Below are 19,464 nucleotides of genomic sequence, written 5' to 3' on the forward strand. Positions count from 1 at the left end.
TGTGAGCTGCATCACATGTGATTTGCTTATGTGAATGATGTGGTGCACGTCTGGTCGAGATGGGGCAGGGGATGGAAGTATGTCATGTGCAGAACTCAAGTCGCCTGCGGTGCAGTTCATGTGACGACTCGTCAGATAGTGCGCGGATGGCTGGAAATCGAGGCCGGTGGGGTATGCCGTTCACTCATGGAGTGATCGTGTTGTGAAGATTTCGTGCCTGCCTCAGGTGAAATTTGTGTTGATCGTGTGTCGAGAGAGCTCGATTCGGCCCTAGATTTCCCGGCGTAGACCGCGAACGTCGCACATATGGCCCATGCGGTGGGCTGCGCTCCGGCTGGGGGGTTCTGGGTTCGTGTCGGGTTTCTTCGACGATTTCTGGTCATGGATAGTCACGGCGGCCGCCGAGACGTCATGGCGTGAGCTGATGCCGCTCGGCATCGCCGGCGCCTTCGTCTGGGGTCTGTGGCTCTATCGGGCGGTGCTCTCCCGGTTCGCCAAGCCTGTGGTGAACGACTACCGGACGACGGTGTCCGTGGTGGTCCCGGCGTACCGCGAGGACGCGAGCATCCTGCTGGACTGCCTCGACACCTGGCTGGCCCAGGATCCCGCCGAGGTCATCATCGTCCCGGACGTGGAGGACAAGGAAGTCCTCCAGCGGCTGGCGCAGGTGCAGGACCCGCGCGTGCGGGTGCTCGCCTTCGAGCACCGGGGCAAGCGGTCGGCGCTGGGCGTCGGCATCCGCGCCGCGAAGAGCGAGCTCGTGGTGCTGGTCGACTCGGACACCCGCTGGGAGCCGGGGCTGCTCGCCGCTGTGCAGATGCCCTTCGTCGACCCCGCCGTCGGCGGCGTCGGCACCCAGCAGAACGTCTACCAGCGCCGCACCAGCGTCTGGCGGCGCATCGCCGACTGGCTGGTCAACCTGCGCTACTACGACTACGTCCCGGCCATGGGCCGCGCGGGCGCGGTGGCCTGCCTCTCGGGTCGTACGGCGGCCTACCGCCGGGCCGCGATCGAGCCCGTCCTGGAGAACCTGGAGGACGAGTTCTTCCTCGGCCGGCGCTGCGTCGCCGGCGACGACGGACGGCTGACCTGGCTGGTGCTGGCCTCCGGCTACAAGACCGTGCACCAGTCGTCCGCGCGGGCCATGTCGATGTTCCCCTCGTCCTTCCGCGCCTTCGTCAAGCAGCGTGTGCGCTGGAGCCGGAACTCCTACCGGTGCTATCTGACCGCCCTGTACAAGGGCTGGCTCTGGCGCGTCCCCCTCGTCACCAAGATCACCGTGTTCCAGATCCTGCTGACGCCGGTGACGATGGGCATGGCGCTCGCCTACCTGCTGTTCAGCCGGCTGGAGCTGACCGGCCGGGGCGTCATCCTGGTGCTGATCTGGCTGCTCGTCGGGCGCGGCATCCGCGGGTACTCCCACCTGCGCAGGCACCCGCAGGAGATCCTGCTGCTGCCGCTGCTCGCCCTCGTCGTCATCATGATCTCGCTGCCGATCAAGCTGTTCGCCTTCATCACCATGAACAAGCAGGGCTGGCTGACCCGCACCAGCAACCGCATCGGCGGCGAGGGGCAGAACTCGGCCTCCCTCGCCGGCGGGGGCACGAGCGGTACCGGCATTGGTACCGGAGGCGGCAACGGGACCGGGGGCGGGACACGCGTCGCCGCACCCTCGTGGGCGGAGGCTCAGCAGTCATGACACAACGTCACTTTTCTTCCTTGCTGCCGGTGCTGCGGGCCGCCCTCGTGCTGCCGCTCGCCGCCGGACTGCTCGCCGCCTCCGTCACCGCCGCCACGGCCGACGAGGACGACAAGCCGCAGGTCAACGCCGCCGACGCGGAGAACGAGACCGCGCTCGTCGCCGCCGAGGACCACCGTCTCGACCAGGTCCGCGCCGTCGCCGCCGTCGCCCCCCTGAAGGGCGGCCAGTGGAAGGCGCCGTACCGCCTGGACACCGGCAGCGGCTACACGCTCGTCCTCACCCAGCGCAGCAACGCCTACACCGTCTCCGACCTGCTCGAACTCGCGCCGCAGACGTTCGTCCGCATGCGGGACGGCTCCTATCTGCTCACCGAGAACATCTACCTGAACGCCGGGGCCAAGCTGAAGCTGTCCAACCCGGGCGGGCTGACGCTGCGGATGGCCAGCAGCAACAAGGGCTTCGTGAGCATCGTGTCCTTCGGCGGCCGGCTGAACCTGGAGGGCACCCCCCAGGCGCCCATGCGCATTACCAGCTGGGACGACAAGAAGAACAAGCCGGACACGGACACGCGGGACGGCCGCGCCTACATCCGCGCCATCGGCGGCCAGTACGCCATGAACTACGCCAGTGTCACCGACCTGGGCTTCTGGAGCGGACGCACCGGCGGCGTGAGCCTCACCGGCACCGACCGGCCCGACACCGGCAACATCGACGACTCGCCGGCGACCTCCGGCTCCAAGGCCGGCAGCAGCGGCGTGATCGCCCAGCCCTCCGGCTCGCTGACCACGCCCGACACCCGCTTCTCGGTGCCCAGCCTGTCGTACGTCTCGGCGGAGATCGGGCACTCCACGGTCACGGGCAACGCCTTCGGCCTGTTCATCTCGGGCGCCACCGGGGTCAGCATCAGCGACACCACCGTGCAGGGCAGCCTCGAACACGGCGTGGTGCTGCACCGGTTCGTCACCAACGCCGTCGTCGAGCGGACGGTGTCCCGCAACAACGGCGGCGACGGCTTCGTCCTCGCCCGCGCCACCGAGCAGGTCCGGGTCAGCGGTTCCACCGCCAAGGGCAACGGCGGCAACGGCTTCACGCTGAGCGGCCGTCCGCTCGCCAGCGGCCCGTCCGCCTCCGGCGAGTCCATCAGCAGCTACGGCTCCAACTCCGTCTCCAACTCCGTCGCCACGGACAACGGCCACTACGGCATCGAGATCTTCGGCGGCGCGGACGTCGGCGTGCAGAACAACCGTGTCGAGGGCGGCGACATGGGGATCGTGGCCCGCAAGGACGCCACCGACGTGGCCATCACCGGCAACCACCTCAGCGGCCAGTCCCGGCAGGGCATCTCGGTCCGCGACGGCGTGACCGCCGCCACGATCACCGGCAACATCGTCGAGAGCACCGAGACCGGCATCTACGTCCGCGACTCGGTGGCCGAGATCCGCGGCAACACCGTCCAGGACGGCAGAAACCACGGGATCACCCTCGTCGGCGGCGTCGACGAGTCGATGATCACGTACAACGTCATCTCCGGCGTCGGCCCGAGCGCGGTCGACACCACCCGCGCCCACGGCGACATCACCGTCAAGCAGAACCAGTCGTTCGCCTGGCACGACACCAGTTCCTTCTGGATCAAGTTCCGGCATTACGCCAGCCCGATGACGCTGCTCTGGACGTTCATCCTGCTGCTCATCCTGATCTCGGCGATCCTTGGCGGCCGTGAGCGCGGGGCACGCCGCCGGCGTGTGGGCGCGCACCCGTACGAGGACAAGAAGCCGCTGCCGAGCGCGCCCGCGATCGAGGTGGCCGTCCGGCAGGCGCCGAAGAAGCGGGAGTGGTTCTCCGAGGAGGATCAGCGGACGACCGGTCTGCGCGTCTGGGCCGCCCAGTCCGCGTCCGCGTCCGCGCCGGCCGCCCGCTCGCCCCGATGACGTCGCCTTCCCGCCGAGCAGCCGGAGTTGCCGCCCATGCCCGCTGAACCGCCTTCCGTACCCCCCGAGTCGCCCGTGCCTTCTGAGCCTTCCGAGCCCGCAGAGACCTCCGGGTCCTCCACGCCGTCTGAGTCGCATGAGGTCGCCCGGCCTTCTGTGACGTCTGAGGGGTCGTCCGGGCCTGCCGGGCGGCCGGCAGAGCCCGCCGAGACGGCGACGGGGTCCTCCGAGGCGTCGGGATCCACCGAGCCGGCCCGGTCGTCCGCGACTCCCGAGCCGCCGGTAGCCTCCCAGGCCCCCGAGGCCCCCGAGGCCTCCCGGGCCTCACATGTCTCCCAGGCCCCCGAGGCCTCCCCGGCCCCCGATGCCTCCGCGGCCTCAGAGATCTCCGCGGCCTCCGCGGCCTCCGCGGCCTCCGAGATCTCCGGGCCGTCGTCGACGTCGTCCGGGCCGCCCAAGCCCGCCTACCCGCCGGCGGCCCCCGTGGCGGGCACCCCGCCCTCCCGGCAGCCGGCCGTCTGGCTGGCCGGGGGTGCGTTCCTGCTCGCGCTGACGGCGCTCATCGTGGTGGTGGCGCGGGACGGCGACGCGGAGCCGACGGTGACGGCCGGGGCCAGCACCGCGGGCCCCAGCCTGTCGCCGCCCGGACTGCTCCCGGCGGAGGAGACCCCGTCGGCGCTGCCGTCCCGGTCGGTCACCCCGAAGGCCCCGACGACGGCGCAGCCCACCAAGGGCTCGGTGCCGTCGGAGGCCGTCAGCTGCCCGACCGCCTCCGTCAAGGTGAACGACACCGCCACGCTCGAACAGGCCCTCTCCCAGGCGCAACCCGGGGACAGCATCGCCCTCGGCAACGGCACCTACGCGGGCAACTTCGTCGCCGAGGTGTCCGGCACCGAGGCCAAGCCGATCTTCCTGTGCGGCGGTGCCGGAGCGGTCATCGACGGCGGCGACACGGACGACGGCTACGGCTTCCACCTGAAGAACGTCAGCTACTGGCGGCTGGTGGGCTTCACCGTCCGCAACGCCCAGAAGGGCGTGATGGCGGACGGCGTGGTGGGCAGCGTCATCCAGGGCCTGACCGTCGAGCAGATCGGTGACGAGGCCGTCCACCTGCGCGACTTCAGCTCGGACAACATGGTCCGGGACAACACCATCCGCACCACCGGGCTGCGCCGCGAGAAGTACGGCGAGGGCATCTACATCGGCACGGCCAAGTCCAACTGGTGCACGGTGACCGACTGCAAGACGGACACCAGCGACCGCAACGTGGTGCTCGGCAACCACATCAGCGACACCACCGCCGAGTCCATCGACATCAAGGAGGGGACGAGCGACGGCAAGGTCATCGACAACACGTTCGACGGATCGAAGCTGAGCGGCTCGCACAACAACGACTCCTGGGTCGATGTGAAGGGCAACGGCTGGCTGCTCCAGGGCAACACCGGTAGCCACACCCCGCTGGACGGCTTCCAGACCCATCAGATCGTCAACGGCTGGGGCACCGGCAACACCTTCCAGGGCAACACCGCGAACGTGGACGGGCCGGGCTACGGCTTCCATCTCACGTCCGACGGCAACAAGGTCACCTGCGACAACAAGGCGAACGGCGCGGACGAGGGCCTCGCCAACGTCGACTGCGGCTGACGCCTCCGCTCCTCCGGCTCCTCCCGCCTCTCCCGCCCCTCCCGTCCCCTTCCTCAGTTCCTCTCCCCCCGTCGCTCCCGCAGACCGTCATCCCTGATCGGCTCGTGCGGCGGGCCGACATGCCCGGACACACCTCTGGAGACCACCGTGACCCTTACGGACGACGCGCACAGCAACGCTCCCCGACTGACCGTCATAGGCACCGGCTACCTCGGCGCCACCCACGCCATCTGCATGGCCGTCCTCGGCTTCGACGTGCTCGGCGTGGACGTCGACCCGGACAAGATCGAGCGGCTGAACTCGGGCGAGGTGCCCTTCTTCGAGCCCGGCCTGCCGGAGCTGCTCGCGAAGGCGCTCGACAGCGGGCGGCTGCGGTTCTCGACGAGCTTCGCCGAGGCCGGCGAGTTCGGCGACGTCCACTTCGTCTGCGTGGGAACGCCGCAGCAGAAGGGTTCGTACGCGGCCGACATGCGGTACGTCGACAGCGCGGTGGAGGAGCTCGCGCGGCATCTGCACCGGCGTGCGCTGGTGGTCGGCAAGTCGACCGTCCCGGTGGGCACCGCGGCCCGGCTGACGGAGGTCGTCCGGCGGACGGCGCCGGCCGGGGCGGACGTCGAACTCGCCTGGAACCCGGAGTTCCTGCGTGAGGGGTACGCCGTCGACGACACCCTGCGGCCGGACCGGCTGGTCTTCGGCACGGAGTCGGAGTGGGCGGAGGAGCAGCTGCGCGCCGCGTTCGCGCCGGTGATCGCGCAGGGGACGCCGGTGGTCGTCACCGATCTGCCCACTGCGGAGCTGGTGAAGGTCGCCGCGAACTCCTTCCTCGCCACCAAGATCTCCTACATCAACGCCATGGCGGAGGTGTGCGAGGCGACCGGCGCGGACGTCACGGGTCTCGCCGAGGCGCTGGCGTACGACGACCGGATCGGCGGCCGGTTCCTCAAGCCGGGCCTCGGCTTCGGCGGGGGCTGCCTGCCCAAGGACATCAGGGCGTTCAGCCACCGCGCGGAGGAGCTGGGCGTGGGCCAGGCCGTGTCCTTCCTGCGCGAGGTCGACGCCATCAACCAGCGGCGCCGGGCCCGCACGGTGGACCTGGTCCGTGAGCTGGCCGGCGGGGAGCTGGCCGGGGTGCGGGTGACCGCGCTGGGGGCGGCGTTCAAGCCCAACTCCGACGACATCCGTGACGCCCCGGCCCTGGACGTGGCCCGGACGCTGCACCAGGCGGGCGCCGAGGTGACGGTCATCGACCCGGCGGCCACGGAGAACGCGCGCCGGGCGTACCCGGACCTGAACTACGGCATGGACGTCCTGACGGCGGCCCGCGGCGCGGACGTGGTGGTGCTGCTCACCGAGTGGGCCGAGTTCCGCCAGATCGAACCGGACGCGATGGGCGCGGTCGTCGCCCACCGCCGAATAGTCGACGGCCGCCACGCCCTCGACCCGACCCAGTGGCGCGCCGCAGGTTGGGAATACCGAGCCCTGGGCCGCCCCTGACCGCACGGCGACTCGTCTGGACGCCTGACAGCCCCCTCCTCACCCCGCGCCCAGTACCCGCACCGGAGAGCCTGTGAGGAACGCCTGGATGTTCTCCACCGTCTGGCCGTAGTAGTGCTCGTAGTTCGTTCGGGAGACGTAGCCGAGGTGGGGGGTGGCCAGGAGGCGGGGGGCTGTGCGTAGGGGGTGGTCGGTGGGGAGGGGTTCGGTGTCGAAGACGTCGAGGCCCGCGCCGGCGATACGGCCCTCGTGGAGGGCGGCGAGCAGGGCGTCCTGGTCGACGATCGCGGCGCGGGAGGTGTTGACCAGGTAGGCGGTCGGCTTGAGGAGGGCGAGTTCGGCGGGGCCGAGCAGGCCGCGGGTGCGGTCGCTCAGGGCGAGGTGGACGGAGACGAAGTCGCTCTCGGCCAGCAGCTCCTCCTTCGAGCCGGCCAGGCGGACGCCGACCTCGTCCGCGCGCTCCTTGCCGAGGTTCTGGCTCCAGGCGCTGACCTCCATGCCGAAGGCCTGCCCCACCCGGGCGACCAGGCTCCCGATCTTCCCCAGGCCCAGCAGGCCGAGCCGGCGTCCGTGCAGGTCGGCGCCGATCGTGGACTGCCAGGGGCCGCCCTCGCGCAGGGCGGTGCTCTCCTGGACGAGTCCCCGGGCCAGACCCAGCAGCAGCGCCCAGGTGAGCTCGACCGGCGGGGTGGAGGAGCTCTGAGTACCGCACACCGTCACGCCGTTGGCCCGCGCCGCGGCATAGTCGATCACCGTGTTGCGCATGCCGGAGGCGATCAGCAGCTTCAGCCGGGGGAGGCGGTCCAGGAGCGAGGCGGGGAAGGCGACGCGTTCGCGCAGGGTGACCGCGCAGTCGAAGTCGGCCAGGGCGAGGGCGAGTTCGTCCTCGGTGCCGAAGTGCTCGGTGAAGGCGACCACCTCGACCCGGTCGCCCAGCGGGGACCAGTCGGCGATGGTCGTAGCGACGTTCTGGTAGTCGTCGAGTACGGCGCAGCGGAAGGGCATGTCGGTTCCTCCGGGGGTGGGGGAGGGGCAGGGGCCAGAGTTTCGGTGCGGATGTGATCATCGTGCCTCGTCCGGATTCCCGGCGTCGAAGCGTCCGCGCGGCAGCCCGCCGAGGCGGAAAAAGAAGGCAAAATGAACCGCCGTCAGAGCAACGTCGCCACCTGAGGCAACATCTAGGTGAACGACGGGCACCGCGCGCACGGGACGCGGTCGCCCTCGCGGGTCGGACGGAGTGAGGGACGTGGTGGAGCCGAGGATCGCCGTTGCCGTGGTGACGATGGGCAACCGGCCCGCCGAGGTCGACGCCCTGCTGGAGTCCGTGGCCAAGCAGGACCTCGCACCCGCCCGCATCGTGATCGTCGGCAACGGCTGCCGCCTCCCCGAGTTCGCCGACCGCCTCTCCCTGCCCGGCGAGGTCACCCCGATCGAGGTCGACGACAACCTCGGCTGCCCCGGCGGCCGCAACGTCGCCCTCGCCCGCCTGCGCGAGTACGGCGACGTCGACGTCGTCGTCGAACTGGACGACGACGGACTGCTGGTGGACGCCGACGTCCTGCGCCGCGTCCGGGACCTGTACGCCGCCGACGCCCGCCTCGGCATCGTCGGCTTCCGCATCGCCGACGAGAACGGCGAGACGCAGCGCCGGCACGTGCCGCGCGTCGGCGCCTCCGACCCGATGGAGGGCGGATACGTCACCGGCTTCCTCGGCGGCGGCCACGCCCTGAGCATGGCCATGCTCGACCAGACCGGCGACTGGCCCGCCGAGTTCTTCTTCGCCCACGAGGAGACCGACCTCGCCTGGCGCGCCACCGACGCCGGCTGGAAGATCCTCTACGCGCCCGAGCTGCTGCTCCAGCACCCCAAGACCTCGCCCGCCCGGCACGCCATCTACCACCGCGTCACCGCCCGCAACCGCGTCTGGCTGGTCCGCCGCAACCTTCCGCTGCCGCTCATCCCGGTGCACCTGGGCGTGTGGATCGCCGTCACGCTGCTGCGCACGCGCTCGCTCGGCGGGCTGAAGGCCTGGTTCGGCGGCTTCGCGGAGGGCGTGCGCCAGCCGGCCGGTGAGCGGCGGCCCATGCGGTGGCGGACGGTGTGGCGCCTGACCCGGCTGGGCCGGCCCCCCGTCATCTGACGTCTCCGGACGCGACTCGCCCGTGCGAAACGGGGCGCGGGCCCCGGTCGTTCACCTCTGCCGACCGGGCCCGGACGCGCCCCCGGATCCGGCCGCGGCGGCGACACTCCCCCGAGCAACGCGTTCTACGCGCGCGCCGTCGGGCCGGAGCCGATGTTGTGATCACATCAGGTCGCACCAACGAATGGCTAACATGTCGCCAACGGTTCTCCGTATCGCCGCTGGTCGTCCGGCCTGAACTCGCCCGTCGAGCAAGGCGGAACGGCCGGAACGGCAGCCGGTTCCGGTGAGGACCGACAGGGACAGGATGGCGTGACACCGCCGGCGCCGGGGCGAGAACCCGCCAACACGCCGGTGGTTCACACAGGGAGCGCGACCCGGCACGGGCGCGGCGCGGAAGGGCGAAGATCGGCGTGATGCGGCGGTACGAGCTGCGGTTCGGACTGCTGGGACCGCCGGTCCTGTACGACACCGGCACCGAGACGGACGCAGGTACCGGCACCGGCACCGAGACGGACGCAGGTACTGGCACGGGCACCGGCACCGACACGTTTCGCCGTTCGTACGGCGATGACGGCACTCCGTACGGCGTCGCCCTCCCCGGTGTCCGCACCGTCCGCAGCCCCAAGGCGCGGGCCCTGCTGGCCGCCCTGCTGCTCGACGCCGGACGGATCGTCCCGGTCGAGTCGCTCAAGGAGGCGCTGTGGGGCGGCGCCCCGCCGGCGTCGGCCCACGCCTCGCTGCACAACCACGTGTCCCGGCTGCGCCGGCTGCTCGACGATCCCGAACGGCTGCGGGCGGCCCCGCCGGGGTACCGGCTCCGGGTGGAGCCCGGAGAGCTCGACGTTTACGTCTTCGAACGCCGCCTCGCCGCGGCGCGCGGCGCGCACGCCGCCCGGAACTGGGAACGCGTCGTCGGCGAATGCACCGCCGCCCTCGCCCTGTGGCGGGGCGCGCCGCTCAGCGGCCTCCCCGCCGAACTCGGCGGCTACGCCCTCGTGCAGCGCCTGAAGGAGGCCCGGCTCCTGCTGCTGGAGTGGCGCTACGACGCCGAACTGGCCCTCGGTGAAGCCGGGTCGGAGCAGCTCATTCCGGAGCTGACGGAACTCGCCGCCCGGCATCCGCTGCGCGAGGCCTACCACCGTCAGCTGATGCTCGCCCTGCACCGGGCCGGACGGCGTGCCGAGGCCCTCGCCGTCCACCGCGATCTGCGCACCCACCTGGTCGAGGAGCTCGGCGTCGAACCGGGGCCGACGGTGCGCGAGGCACACGTGGAGGTGCTGCGGGATCCGGATCCGGCGACGGGGGAGGGGGACGACTCCGCGGGCCGCGCCGGGGGCGACAGCGGCGGTGACGCGGAGGCCGACTCTCCGCGCATCGGCGTCGAGTGCGTCGAGTGCGTCGGGGGCGTCGGGGGCGTCCAGCGCGTCGAGTACGGCACGCCCCCGGCCGACGGCACCTCCCAGGCCCGCGACACCCCACCGCCGTCGGCCTCACCCCGCCCCGCTCAACTCCCCCCACCCCCGGCCCACTTCACCGGCCGCGCCGCACTGATCCGCCGTATGCGCGCCGCCCTCGCCGTCGAGCCGTCGGCAGGCCCCCTGGTCGTCAGCGGTATGGCCGGCGTGGGCAAGAGCGCCCTCGCGCTCCAGGTCGGACACCAGCTGAAGGAACGTTTCGCCGACGGGCAGCTCTATCTCAACCTGCACGGCGCGACCCCGGGCATGGCCCCGCTCACCGCGGCCCAGGCGCTCACCGCCCTCCTCCGCGACCTCGGCGTCGACCCCCGCCGCATCCCCGAACTCCCGGACGCGGCAGCCGCGTTGCTGCGCACCCTGCTCGCTCCGACCCGCACGCTCCTCGTCCTGGACGACGCCGCGCACGCCGCCCAGGTGCGCCCGCTGCTGCCGGCCGGGCCGGGCTGCGCGGTCATCGTCACCAGCCGCTCCCCGCTCACCGCCCTCGACGGCGCGCACCGCTTCCCCCTCACCCCGCTCACGGCCGAGGAGAGCGCGGAACTCCTCCGGGCCGCCTCGGGCCGCTCGCCCCACACCGGTCCCGCCGCCGAACCCGACCCCCGAGGGCAGGGTCTCACCGCCTCGCACCCCCTCGTCGAACTCACCGGTCGCCTCCCCCTCGCCCTGCGCGTCGTCGCCGCTCGGCTGGCCGCCCGCGGTGTCCTCACCCCGGACACCCTGGCCCGCCAACTGGCCGACACCGGAAGCAGGTTGCACCACCTGGAGTACGACGACCTCAGCGTCCGCCGCTCCCTCGCCGTCGCCCACGACGCGCTCGCCGCCTCCGGGCGCGAGGCGGACCGGGACGCGGCCCTCGCCCTGCGCCGCATCGGTGCCCTGGACCTGCCCACGTACGGCGCGCCGCTGCTGGCCCGGCTCACCGGCACCGACGAGCGGCGCGCCGAGGCCGCCCTCGACCGGCTCGTCGACGTGGCGCTCCTGGAGGAGACGTCGTACGGCCGTTACGCCCCGCACGACCTCGTCCGTGACTTCGCCCGCGAACTCGCGGAGGCCGAGGGCGCGGCCGACATGACCGCGCACGCCCTGCGCTGGTACGCCGCCGTGGCCGAACGGGCCCTCGCCGTCATCGTCGAGCCCGGCCTCGATCATGACGACCGCCGCCGACCGACCGCCGCCCAGCCGCCCTCCCACTCCGCGCACGTGAACGAGGTCCCGCCCTTCGCCGCCCCAGAAGCGGCCTTCGCTTGGGGCGACGCGGAACTGGAGAACGTCCTCGCGCTGGCGACCTGCCGAGGCTCGGACACCGGTGGCGTCGGCACCGGAAACGACGACAGCCACGGGAGCGAGAAGGCCGGCTGCCGCGCAGGCCGCAACGCCGGGGATGGCCACGCCGCCGCCGCCGAGGCCGTGGCTGCCGGCGAGCACGCTGCCGCCGAGGCCGTGGCTGCCGGCGAGCACGCCGCCGCCGACAGGACCGTAGCCGTCAGCGAGCATCCCGCCGCCGCTCACGAGCACCCCGCCGGAGACGAGCCTGCCGCCGCTCACGAGCACGCTGCCGGAGACGAGCCTGCCGCCGCTTACGAGCACGCTGCCGGAGACGAGCCTGCCGCCGCTTACGAGCACGCTGCCGGAGACGAGCCTGCCGCCGCTTACGAGCACGCTGCCGGAGACGAGCCTGCCGCCGCTTACGAGCACCCCATCGGAGACGAGCCCACCGCCGCTCACGAGACCCCCGGAGACCAGCCCCCGGGAGACGAGGCCGCCGCCCTCGTCTCCACCCTCCTCCGTCTCCTCTTCCCCTACCTCCACCGCAGCGGTCGCGTCGCCGAGATGGAGGTGCTGGGGCGGACCGCCCTGCGGTTGGCGCGGCGGCTCGGGGACGACGCGGCCGAGGCGTACGCCCTGAGCGACCTCGCCGGGCTGCACTTCCTGACCGGTCGCCAGCAGCGGGCGCTCGCCCTCACCGACCGCGCCCTGACGATCTGGCGGCGGCTCGACCGGCCCTCCTGGATCCGGCGCTGCCTCAACAACCGTGGGCTGCTCCTTGAGAGCCTCGGCCGGCACGAGGAGTCGGGGGCCGCGCTGCGGCAGAGCCTGGAGTACTCCCGCCGGCTCGACGACCCGCACGGCGAGGCCGTCACCCACAGCCACCTCGGCAACCTCTACGAGCACACCGACCCGCGCGCCGCGATCGAGCAGCACCGGCGCTCGCTCGCCATCGGCGTGGAGATCGGAGCCGTGATCGTCCAGCACTCCGCGCACTGCAACATCGGCTACGCCCACCTCACCCTCGGCGAACCGGCCGCCGCCCTGCCGCACTTCGAGGAGAGCCGGCGCATCCTCGGCGGCCACGGCGACTGGCACGGCGAGTCCCAGACCCGCCTGGGTCTGGTCCGCACCCTGCGCCTGCTGGGCCGTACCGCGCACGCCCTGGAGGAGTGCGCGGAACTCCTGCGCCGCGCCGACGACCGCGCCGACCCCTACACGGGCGGGCTGGCCCGGCACCAACACGGCCTTCTGCTGCGGGAGTCGGGCCGGACGGCGCAGGCGTACGAGGAGTGGCGCGGGGCCCTGGCCGCGCTGGACGGCACGGACGAGCGGGAAATCGTGGGGGAGTTGAGGGACCTGCTCACCGAGACCACCGACTGACCTCGGCCGACGCCCCGCCGCCGTCGGTCACTTCGCGTCGGCGTAGCACTCCACCACCGCCGTGGTGAACGGGAACCGCACCGGCGTCTCGCCGAACGTCAGCCGGCCGGCCAGGTCCGCCGCCTCGCGGATCGCGGCGACGACCGCCTCCGCCTCCTCCTCGGGACAGTGCACGATCACCTCGTCGTGCTGGAAGAAGACCAGCTCGGCCGCCATGTCCGCACAGGTGCGGCGGAGCGCGGCGAGCAGGAGCAGGGTCCAGTCGGCGGCGCTGCCCTGGACGACGAAGTTGCGGGCGAACCGGCCGCGGGCGCGGGCGTCGGAGGAGGTGTGCCCCGGCACCCACTGCCGGCCGTCGGAGTCGTCCGCGTCGCCCACGGGGATGCCGGCCTCCTCCGCGCCGTCGCCCGCTTCCGCCGCCGGGGGACAGGTCCGCCCGAGCCAGGTGCGCACGAGGCGTCCCTCCTCGCCGGCCCGTGCCGCGTCGTCGACATAGGCCACCGCGCGCGGGAAGCGGCGGCGGAGCGCGGCGAGGTTCTTCAGGCCGTCGCCGGAGGTCTGGCCGTAGACCGCGCCGAGCACCGCCAGCTTGGCCTGGTCGCGGTCGCCGGAGAAGGCGCGGTCGGAGACGGACTGGTACAGGTCGCTCTCCCGGCCCGCCACCTCCATCAGCCCGGGGTCGCGGGAGATCGCCGCGAGGACGCGCGGTTCCATCTGGTCGGCGTCGGCGACGACGAGCCGCCAGCCCGGGTCGGCGACGACGGCCCGCCGGATGACCTTGGGGATCTGCAACGCGCCCCCGCCGTTGGTCACCCAGCGCCCGGTGACGGTCCCGCCCGCGAGGAACTCGGGCCGGAACCGGCCGTCCCGGACCCAGTCGTGCAGCCAGGACCAGCCGTGGGCCACCCAGATGCGGTAGAGCTTCTTGTACTCGATCAGCGGCTTCACGGCCGGGTGGTCGACGGACTCGATCTCCCAGCGCCGAGTGGATTTGACCCTGATGCCGGCCTGCGCGAAGGCTTTGACGACGTCAGCGGGCAGGTCGGGCCGCACCCGCCGCCCGAACGCGGCGGACACCTCGTCCGCGAGCTCGGCCAGCCGCCGGGGCTCGCCCCCGCCCGCGTACCGCTCGCCGAGCAGGTCGTGCAGCACCGCGCGGTGCACGTCGGCGCTCCACGGCAGCCCCGACCGGTTCATCTCGGCGGCCACCAGCATCCCCGCCGACTCGGCCGCCGTCAGCAGCCGCATCCGCTCCGGGTGCTCCGCGCGGTCGTGCCGCCGCTGCTGCTCGGCGTAGACGGCGAGGAGGTCGGCGAGCGGCAGCGCGGACTCCTCCGGTTCGAACAGCGAGGACTGCGCGCCGGGCTCGGCGGAGCGCTGCGGCGGGTCCGGCGGCACGGGCCCGCCGCGCAGCCGGGCCAGCGCGGCGGCGGCCGATCGGGGCTCGCCCGACCGCCCCTCGTGGCCGAGGAGGAGCGTCTCGGCGTCCTCCACGTCGTAGCACCGCTCGACTCGCACCCCCGCGGCGAGCAGACGCGGATACACCTCGGCCGTGGACCGCCAGACCCACCGGCTGACCTCCGGCCGCTCCCGCACGGCCCGCGCCAGGTCCGCCTCCCACGACACCGGCCCGACGGGCACCCCGTCCGGACCGAGGGCTACGAGCTCGACGCCCCCGCCCCCGGCCGCAGCAAGAACCCACCGGCCGGCCATACAGCGAGTCTGCCAGGGGGGTCTGACAACGCCCCTCCAACTCCCCTCAACCGCAGCCGGCTGCTCGCCTGCCTCGCAGCCACGCCCGGCCCTCGTCCGGTCTCACTCCTCCTCCCCCTGGAACACCGCGATCTTCTCCAGGGCCTGTGCCACGTACCGCTCGGTGGCGGGCTTCTCCACGCCGAGGTCGCTGAGGACGCCCTCGCCGTTCTCGAACTCCAGGAGCGCCAGCAGGATGTGCTCGGTGCCGATGTAGTTGTGGCCGAGGCGGAGCGCCTCGCGGAAGGTGAGTTCCAGGACCTTCTTGGCGTCCGAGCCGTAGGGCACCAGCTCGGGGACCTCCTCCACGGCCGCCGGCAGCGCGGCGGCCGCCGCCTCCCGCACGGCGTCCGGGGAGACGCCCTGCTCGGCGAGCGCCTTCGCCGCGAGGCCCTCGGGCTCGGCGAGGAGGCCGAGGACCAGGTGGGCGGGCAGCCCCTCGGAGTTGCCGGCCGCCCTGGACTCGCTGTGCGCGACCATGACGACGTTCCGCGCGCGCGGGGTGTACCGGCTGAAGCCCTGGCTCGGGTCGAGGTCGGCCGACTCCTTCGGCACGAACCGCTTCTGCGCCGCCTGCCGCGTCACGCCCATGCTCTTGCCGATGTCCGTCCAGGAGGCCCCGGAGCGGCGGGCCTGGTCGACGAAGTGGCCGATCAGGTGGTCGGCGACGTCGCCGAGGTGCTCGGCCGCGATGACCGCGTCCTGGAGCTGGTCGAGGGGCTCGGGGTGGACCTTCTTGATGGCGTGGATGAGGTCGTCGAGACGGATGGACGCCGTGGGATCCTGTCGCGAAGTCATGTGTCAACCCTAGGTTGACACCTTCGAACCGTCAACCGTGAGTTGACACCCGGGCGGGAGGGGGCGGGCACCGGAGGACGGCCCGCGCGCGCGTGGCACCATCGCCGGATGAGCAGCAGTACGCCCACCACCGTCGACCGCGCCTTCAGCGCAGCCCTCTACGAAGCCGACGACGACGCCCTGGACACCGCCGCCTCCCTCCTCGCCGCCGACCCCGCGGCGGACGCCGAACTGGCCCGGCGCGGCGAGGAGTTCGTGGCAGCGGCCTGGCGTCGGGGCTGGCAGCCGGCGGACGTCGTACGGATCGTCGGGCGCGACCTGGACGACGTCCACGTACGCCTGGTGTCGGCGCTGATCCGCGCGCAGGCCCCGGACGACCGCCCGCGCGGCCGGCGTTGGGCGGCCCAGCTGGAGGAGGTCACCGACGAGGCCCCGCCCCGGGCGGACCGCTTCTCGCACGCCGGCGCGGTCCTGGAGCTCTACCGCCTGCTGCTGCGCCTGCCCACCCTCGAACCGCTGCACGAACAGGCGCCCCGGCGGCAGCCCCGTTCCGACACCCACTCCCGCATGCTCACCCGCATCCGCGCGCTGCTCGCGAAGGCGGAGGCGACGGGCTACCCGGAGGAGGCGGAGGCGCTCACCGCGAAGGCGCAGGAGCTGATGGCCCGGCACAGCGTCGACGAGGCACTGCTCGACGCCCAGGCGCCGGCCCCGGACGCGCCCGGCGCCTGCCGTATCGGCGTCGAACCGCCGTACGAGCAGGCCAAGGCGGTGCTGCTGGACGCGGTGGCCGAAGCGAACCACTGCCGGGCGGTGTGGAACGAACCTTTCTGCTTCTCCACGGTCGTCGGCTTCGAAGCCGATCTGGACGCGGTGGAGCTGCTCTACACCTCGCTCCTGGTGCAGGCGCAGTCCGCGATGACGAAGGCGGAGGCGGCGCAGCGCGCCGGCGGCCGCAAGCGGACCAAGACCTTCCGGCAGTCTTTCCTCGCCGCCTACGCCCACCGCATCGGAGCCCGGCTGACGGCCGCCGCCGAGACCCAGGTGACCGACGACCTGCTGCCGGTCCTGGCCACCCGCGAGGTCGCGGTCACGGCGGCGACGGACCGCATGTTCCCGGAAACGACCACCACCCGCCTACGCGGCATCACCGACGAAGCAGGCTGGACCCAGGGCACAAAAGCAGCAGACCACGCCCGAGTACACTCCCGCCCGCCCCTGCCCTGACACGACGGAAGGCCGGGGACCGGCCCCCGGCCGCCCTGGCCCGTCCCAGCCCTGGCCAGGGACTGCCCCCGGCCAGGGACTGCCCCGACTAGTCCCCAGCCTGCTGGAACCCGCTCACCGACGCGTCCGGCGTCTTCTCGTCCTTCAGGGTCACCGCGCCGTACGACCACGCGATGCTCTCCGTGGCCGAAGCGCCGGGCAGGCCGTACTTCATCGTCTTCGCGGCGAGGCTCTTCTCGCCGCCGTCCTCGCCCCGGACGTACGTGATCGTGAAGGAGGTGGTGGCCTGCGCCGCCAGCGTCAGCTTCTGCGGCTCGGCGGCGGCGTCCGCGGGGACGGCGACCTTGGTGCCGTCGGCCTCCAGCTCGACCGTGGGGAAGCCGTCCAGGGTGCAGTCGGAGCCCTTGTTGGTGAGCGTGACGGTGACGTTGCCGCTGTCGCCGGCGGCCGGAGCGGCGTTGACCGGGCCGAGCTCCGCGGACAGGTCGCAGGTGGAGCCGGCGGCGGCGGAGCCGGTCGGGGCCGTGCTCTTCGTGTCGTCCGAGGCGCTGTCGTCCCCGCCGCCGCAGGCGGTGAGGAGCAGGGCGGTGGCGAGAGCGGTGACGGTGATCGGAACGGCGCGCATGTGTGGGGTTCCTTCGGATGACGTGACGGTGCTCGAAGGATCATCACGCATGAACCCCGGCCTCCGCTCCACAACCCCCGTACGGGGCTACGACCCCAGGCCCGCCGTCGGCAGTCCCGAGGGGAGTTGGCCGCCCTCCGCCTTGGTGTAGGTCTCCGTGCCGATCCCGCCCTCCCAGGTGACCTTGAGGGAGTTCTTGTCGACGGAGTCGACCATGCCGGTCGTGCGGTCGCTCTTCCCGCTCGCGCACTTGAGGCGGATCATCTGCATGTCCGACTCCTCCTTGGCGGTCCCGTCGCACAGGGTCCCGCCGGTCACGAACAGCGCGGCCTTCTCGCCGGTGATCACGAGCGCGACGGCCTGGCCGTCCTTCGTGGTGAGCCAACTGCCCTCCAGGCGACCGGGGGCGGACGTGGGACTCGACCCGCCGGTGCCGCCCCCCGTGTCCGCCGTGGCGGTCGCGCTGGGCGTGGCTGAGGAGGAGGAGTCGTCCGCGCCGCCGCCCCCGCCGCACGCGCTCAACGCGAACGCGCCCACCAGCGCCGCGACCGCGGCGGTCGCCCGCGCCGGCCGACGGGCCGCCCCGCGCGCGGGACGCGGAACAGTCGTGTGCGAGGCGGGCGCGGAGCCCGAGAAGATCGCCGAAGTCACTGGAACTCCCAAGCGGTAGCCGACCGACCTGTATCAACCGAGGACCGCAGCAAGCTACCAGCACCGCCCACCCCGCAGGCGTGGCCCCGGGTGCCCCCGTCCTGGCCGGCCCTGCGGAGTCAGCCCGCCGGCGTCGTCCCAGGTGAGCGCCCCGCCGTCCCGGCTGGCCCCGCGGAGTCGCCCCGCAGGCGTCGCCCCGTGTGATCGGCCCCCGTCCCGGCTGGCCCCGCGGGGTCGGCCCGCAGGCGTCGCCTCGTGTGATCGGCCCCCGTCCCGGCTGGCCCCGCGGGGTCGGCCCGCAGGCGTCGCCTCGTGTGATCGGCCCCCGCCCTGGCCGGCCCCCGTGGAGTCGGCCCGCAGGCGTCGCTCCGGGTGAGCGCCCCCCGTCCCGGCCGGCCCCGCGGAGTCGACCCGGAGACATCGCGCCGGGTGAGCCCCCCGACCTCGTCGTCCCCCCGTCCCCGCCGGCCCCGCGGCGACGGAGCGCAGCCCCCACCACCGCCCGACCAGGAGCACCCTCACCTCCCGACCAGGAGCACCCTCACCGCCCGACGGCAGCAGGCCCCCTCACCGCCCGACCACGAAGACCACCACCGCCCTACCAGGACGACTTGCGCACCCCCGGCAGATACCCCGCGTGCGCCTGCTCCCGCAGGCTCACGCGGGACAGGCCGAACGTGCGGAAGTACCCGCGCGGCCTCCCGTCGACCTGGTCCCGGTTGCGGACGCGCGTCGCGCTGGCGTCGCGCGGCTGTCGGCGCAGTTCCCGCTGCGCGGCCAGCCGTTCCGTCTCCGTGGACGACGGACGCCGGACGATCTCCTTCAACTCGGCCCGCCGCTCGGCGTACCGAGCGACGATCTCCCGCCGCTTCCCGTCCTTCGCGATCTTGCTCTTCTTCGCCATCAGACCCGCACCCCCCGCGCCCGGATCCGGGCCACCGCCGCCTCGACGCCGATCGCGTCGACGGTCCGGATCCCCTTCGTGCTCAGCCGCAGCCGCACGAAGCGGCTTTCGCTCGGCAGCCAGTAGCGCTTGGACTGGATGTTCGGGTCGAAGCGGCGCGGAGTGCGCCGGTGGGAGTGCGAGATGCGGTTGCCGAAGCCGGGCCGGGCCCCGGTCAGCATGCAGTGTGCGGACACGGTGACGTACCTCTCCTCGAAGCCGTGATGCTAATGGGATTCATTTTCAGTAAGGTAGCAGCATGGCACGCAACGAACTGCGCCCGGTCATCAAGCTCCGCTCCACGGCGGGAACCGGCTTCACCTACGTCACCCGCAAGAACCGCCGCAACGACCCGGACCGCATGACCCTGCGCAAGTACGACCCCGTCGCCGGCCGTCACGTCGACTTCCGAGAGGAGCGCTGAACCACCGCC

Annotated in this window: 15 protein-coding genes; 8 read left to right on the plus strand and 7 right to left on the minus strand. The window is 72.8% G+C overall.

What is annotated here, in order from left to right; genetic code table 11:
• Window positions 1–352: 352 nt before the first annotated feature.
• The 4 genes from ACFYX4_RS33630 (at window position 353) to ACFYX4_RS33645 (ending at window position 6,768) form a co-directional block, all read left to right on the plus strand.
• Complete coding sequence (locus ACFYX4_RS33630; protein ID WP_389341443.1) at window positions 353–1,699, plus strand: glycosyltransferase family 2 protein; 1,347 nt, start codon at window positions 353–355, stop codon at window positions 1,697–1,699.
• Window positions 1,696–3,630, plus strand: coding sequence for a right-handed parallel beta-helix repeat-containing protein (locus ACFYX4_RS33635; RefSeq protein ID WP_389341446.1), 1,935 nt, complete (start codon window positions 1,696–1,698; stop codon window positions 3,628–3,630). Before ACFYX4_RS33630 ends, ACFYX4_RS33635 begins: the two co-directional genes overlap by 4 nt.
• Window positions 3,631–3,786: 156 nt before the next feature.
• On the plus strand, window positions 3,787–5,274 hold the full coding sequence (locus ACFYX4_RS33640) for a hypothetical protein (protein WP_389341449.1): 1,488 nt from the start codon (window positions 3,787–3,789) through the stop codon (window positions 5,272–5,274).
• 234 nt (window positions 5,275–5,508) lie between these two features.
• Window positions 5,509–6,768, plus strand: coding sequence for a UDP-glucose dehydrogenase family protein (locus tag ACFYX4_RS33645; RefSeq protein ID WP_389341709.1), 1,260 nt, complete (start codon window positions 5,509–5,511; stop codon window positions 6,766–6,768).
• A gap of 39 nt (window positions 6,769–6,807) precedes the next feature.
• Here the strand turns inward: ACFYX4_RS33645 and ACFYX4_RS33650 are convergent, their stop codons facing one another.
• Window positions 6,808–7,773 (minus strand): D-2-hydroxyacid dehydrogenase family protein, encoded by a 966-nt coding sequence (locus ACFYX4_RS33650; RefSeq protein ID WP_389341452.1) that lies wholly within the window; start codon window positions 7,771–7,773, stop codon window positions 6,808–6,810.
• Between the two features lie 241 nt (window positions 7,774–8,014).
• Between ACFYX4_RS33650 and ACFYX4_RS33655 the strand changes: the two genes are divergently transcribed.
• Both ACFYX4_RS33655 and ACFYX4_RS33660 read left to right on the plus strand, forming a co-directional pair.
• Window positions 8,015–8,908, plus strand: a complete 894-nt coding sequence (locus ACFYX4_RS33655) for a glycosyltransferase family 2 protein (RefSeq protein ID WP_389341454.1) — start codon at window positions 8,015–8,017, stop codon at window positions 8,906–8,908.
• A gap of 416 nt (window positions 8,909–9,324) precedes the next feature.
• On the plus strand, window positions 9,325–13,035 hold the full coding sequence (locus tag ACFYX4_RS33660) for a BTAD domain-containing putative transcriptional regulator (RefSeq protein WP_389341456.1): 3,711 nt from the start codon (window positions 9,325–9,327) through the stop codon (window positions 13,033–13,035).
• 27 nt (window positions 13,036–13,062) lie between these two features.
• Here the strand turns inward: ACFYX4_RS33660 and ACFYX4_RS33665 are convergent, their stop codons facing one another.
• Window positions 13,063–14,748, minus strand: a complete 1,686-nt coding sequence (locus ACFYX4_RS33665) for a bifunctional 3'-5' exonuclease/DNA polymerase (RefSeq protein WP_389341459.1) — start codon at window positions 14,746–14,748, stop codon at window positions 13,063–13,065.
• 102 nt (window positions 14,749–14,850) lie between these two features.
• Entirely contained in the window at window positions 14,851–15,585 is a 735-nt protein-coding gene (locus ACFYX4_RS33670) for a Clp protease N-terminal domain-containing protein (protein WP_389341462.1), read from the minus strand.
• A gap of 108 nt (window positions 15,586–15,693) precedes the next feature.
• Here ACFYX4_RS33670 and ACFYX4_RS33675 point away from each other — a divergent pair, with 108 nt between their 5' ends.
• Window positions 15,694–16,812 carry a DUF2786 domain-containing protein gene (locus tag ACFYX4_RS33675; RefSeq protein WP_389341465.1) on the plus strand — a complete coding sequence of 373 codons (1,119 nt, stop codon included), beginning with the start codon at window positions 15,694–15,696 and terminating at the stop codon, window positions 16,810–16,812.
• A gap of 88 nt (window positions 16,813–16,900) precedes the next feature.
• Here the strand turns inward: ACFYX4_RS33675 and ACFYX4_RS33680 are convergent, their stop codons facing one another.
• The 4 genes from ACFYX4_RS33680 to rpmB all read right to left on the minus strand — a co-directional run bounded on the left by ACFYX4_RS33680 (window position 16,901) and on the right by rpmB (window position 19,228).
• A complete protein-coding gene (locus ACFYX4_RS33680) occupies window positions 16,901–17,437 on the minus strand; it encodes a DUF4232 domain-containing protein (protein ID WP_389341468.1) in 537 nt (178 codons plus the stop codon).
• An 87-nt stretch (window positions 17,438–17,524) separates the two neighbouring features.
• On the minus strand, window positions 17,525–18,088 hold the full coding sequence (locus ACFYX4_RS33685; RefSeq protein ID WP_389341471.1) for a hypothetical protein: 564 nt from the start codon (window positions 18,086–18,088) through the stop codon (window positions 17,525–17,527).
• A 598-nt stretch (window positions 18,089–18,686) separates the two neighbouring features.
• Window positions 18,687–18,992 (minus strand): 30S ribosomal protein S14, encoded by a 306-nt coding sequence (gene rpsN, locus ACFYX4_RS33690; protein ID WP_389341474.1) that lies wholly within the window; start codon window positions 18,990–18,992, stop codon window positions 18,687–18,689.
• A complete protein-coding gene (gene rpmB / locus ACFYX4_RS33695) occupies window positions 18,992–19,228 on the minus strand; it encodes a 50S ribosomal protein L28 (RefSeq protein ID WP_389341477.1) in 237 nt (78 codons plus the stop codon). Before rpmB ends, rpsN begins: the two co-directional genes overlap by 1 nt.
• Before the next feature lie 62 nt (window positions 19,229–19,290).
• Between rpmB and rpmG the strand changes: the two genes are divergently transcribed.
• Window positions 19,291–19,455: a 50S ribosomal protein L33 gene (gene rpmG / locus ACFYX4_RS33700; RefSeq protein ID WP_015658813.1), complete on the plus strand. Its 165-nt coding sequence runs from the start codon at window positions 19,291–19,293 to the stop codon at window positions 19,453–19,455.
• The last annotated feature ends 9 nt before the right edge of the window (window positions 19,456–19,464 follow it).

This window comes from Streptomyces sp. NPDC002328 (assembly GCF_042890065.1).
Taxonomy (GTDB): domain Bacteria; phylum Actinomycetota; class Actinomycetes; order Streptomycetales; family Streptomycetaceae; genus Streptomyces.

Coding starts and splice junctions, on each gene's coding strand:
- ACFYX4_RS33635 (WP_389341446.1), top strand. CDS start 1,696: ATGACACAACGTCACTTTTCTTCCTTGCTGCCGGTGCTGCGGGCCGCC.
- ACFYX4_RS33645 (WP_389341709.1), top strand. CDS start 5,509: ATGGCCGTCCTCGGCTTCGACGTGCTCGGCGTGGACGTCGACCCGGAC.
- ACFYX4_RS33650 (WP_389341452.1), bottom strand. CDS start 7,773: ATGCCCTTCCGCTGCGCCGTACTCGACGACTACCAGAACGTCGCTACG.
- ACFYX4_RS33660 (WP_389341456.1), top strand. CDS start 9,325: ATGCGGCGGTACGAGCTGCGGTTCGGACTGCTGGGACCGCCGGTCCTG.
- ACFYX4_RS33665 (WP_389341459.1), bottom strand. CDS start 14,748: ATGGCCGGCCGGTGGGTTCTTGCTGCGGCCGGGGGCGGGGGCGTCGAG.
- ACFYX4_RS33670 (WP_389341462.1), bottom strand. CDS start 15,585: ATGACTTCGCGACAGGATCCCACGGCGTCCATCCGTCTCGACGACCTC.
- ACFYX4_RS33675 (WP_389341465.1), top strand. CDS start 15,694: ATGAGCAGCAGTACGCCCACCACCGTCGACCGCGCCTTCAGCGCAGCC.
- ACFYX4_RS33680 (WP_389341468.1), bottom strand. CDS start 17,437: ATGCGCGCCGTTCCGATCACCGTCACCGCTCTCGCCACCGCCCTGCTC.
- rpsN (WP_389341474.1), bottom strand. CDS start 18,992: ATGGCGAAGAAGAGCAAGATCGCGAAGGACGGGAAGCGGCGGGAGATC.
- rpmG (WP_015658813.1), top strand. CDS start 19,291: ATGGCACGCAACGAACTGCGCCCGGTCATCAAGCTCCGCTCCACGGCG.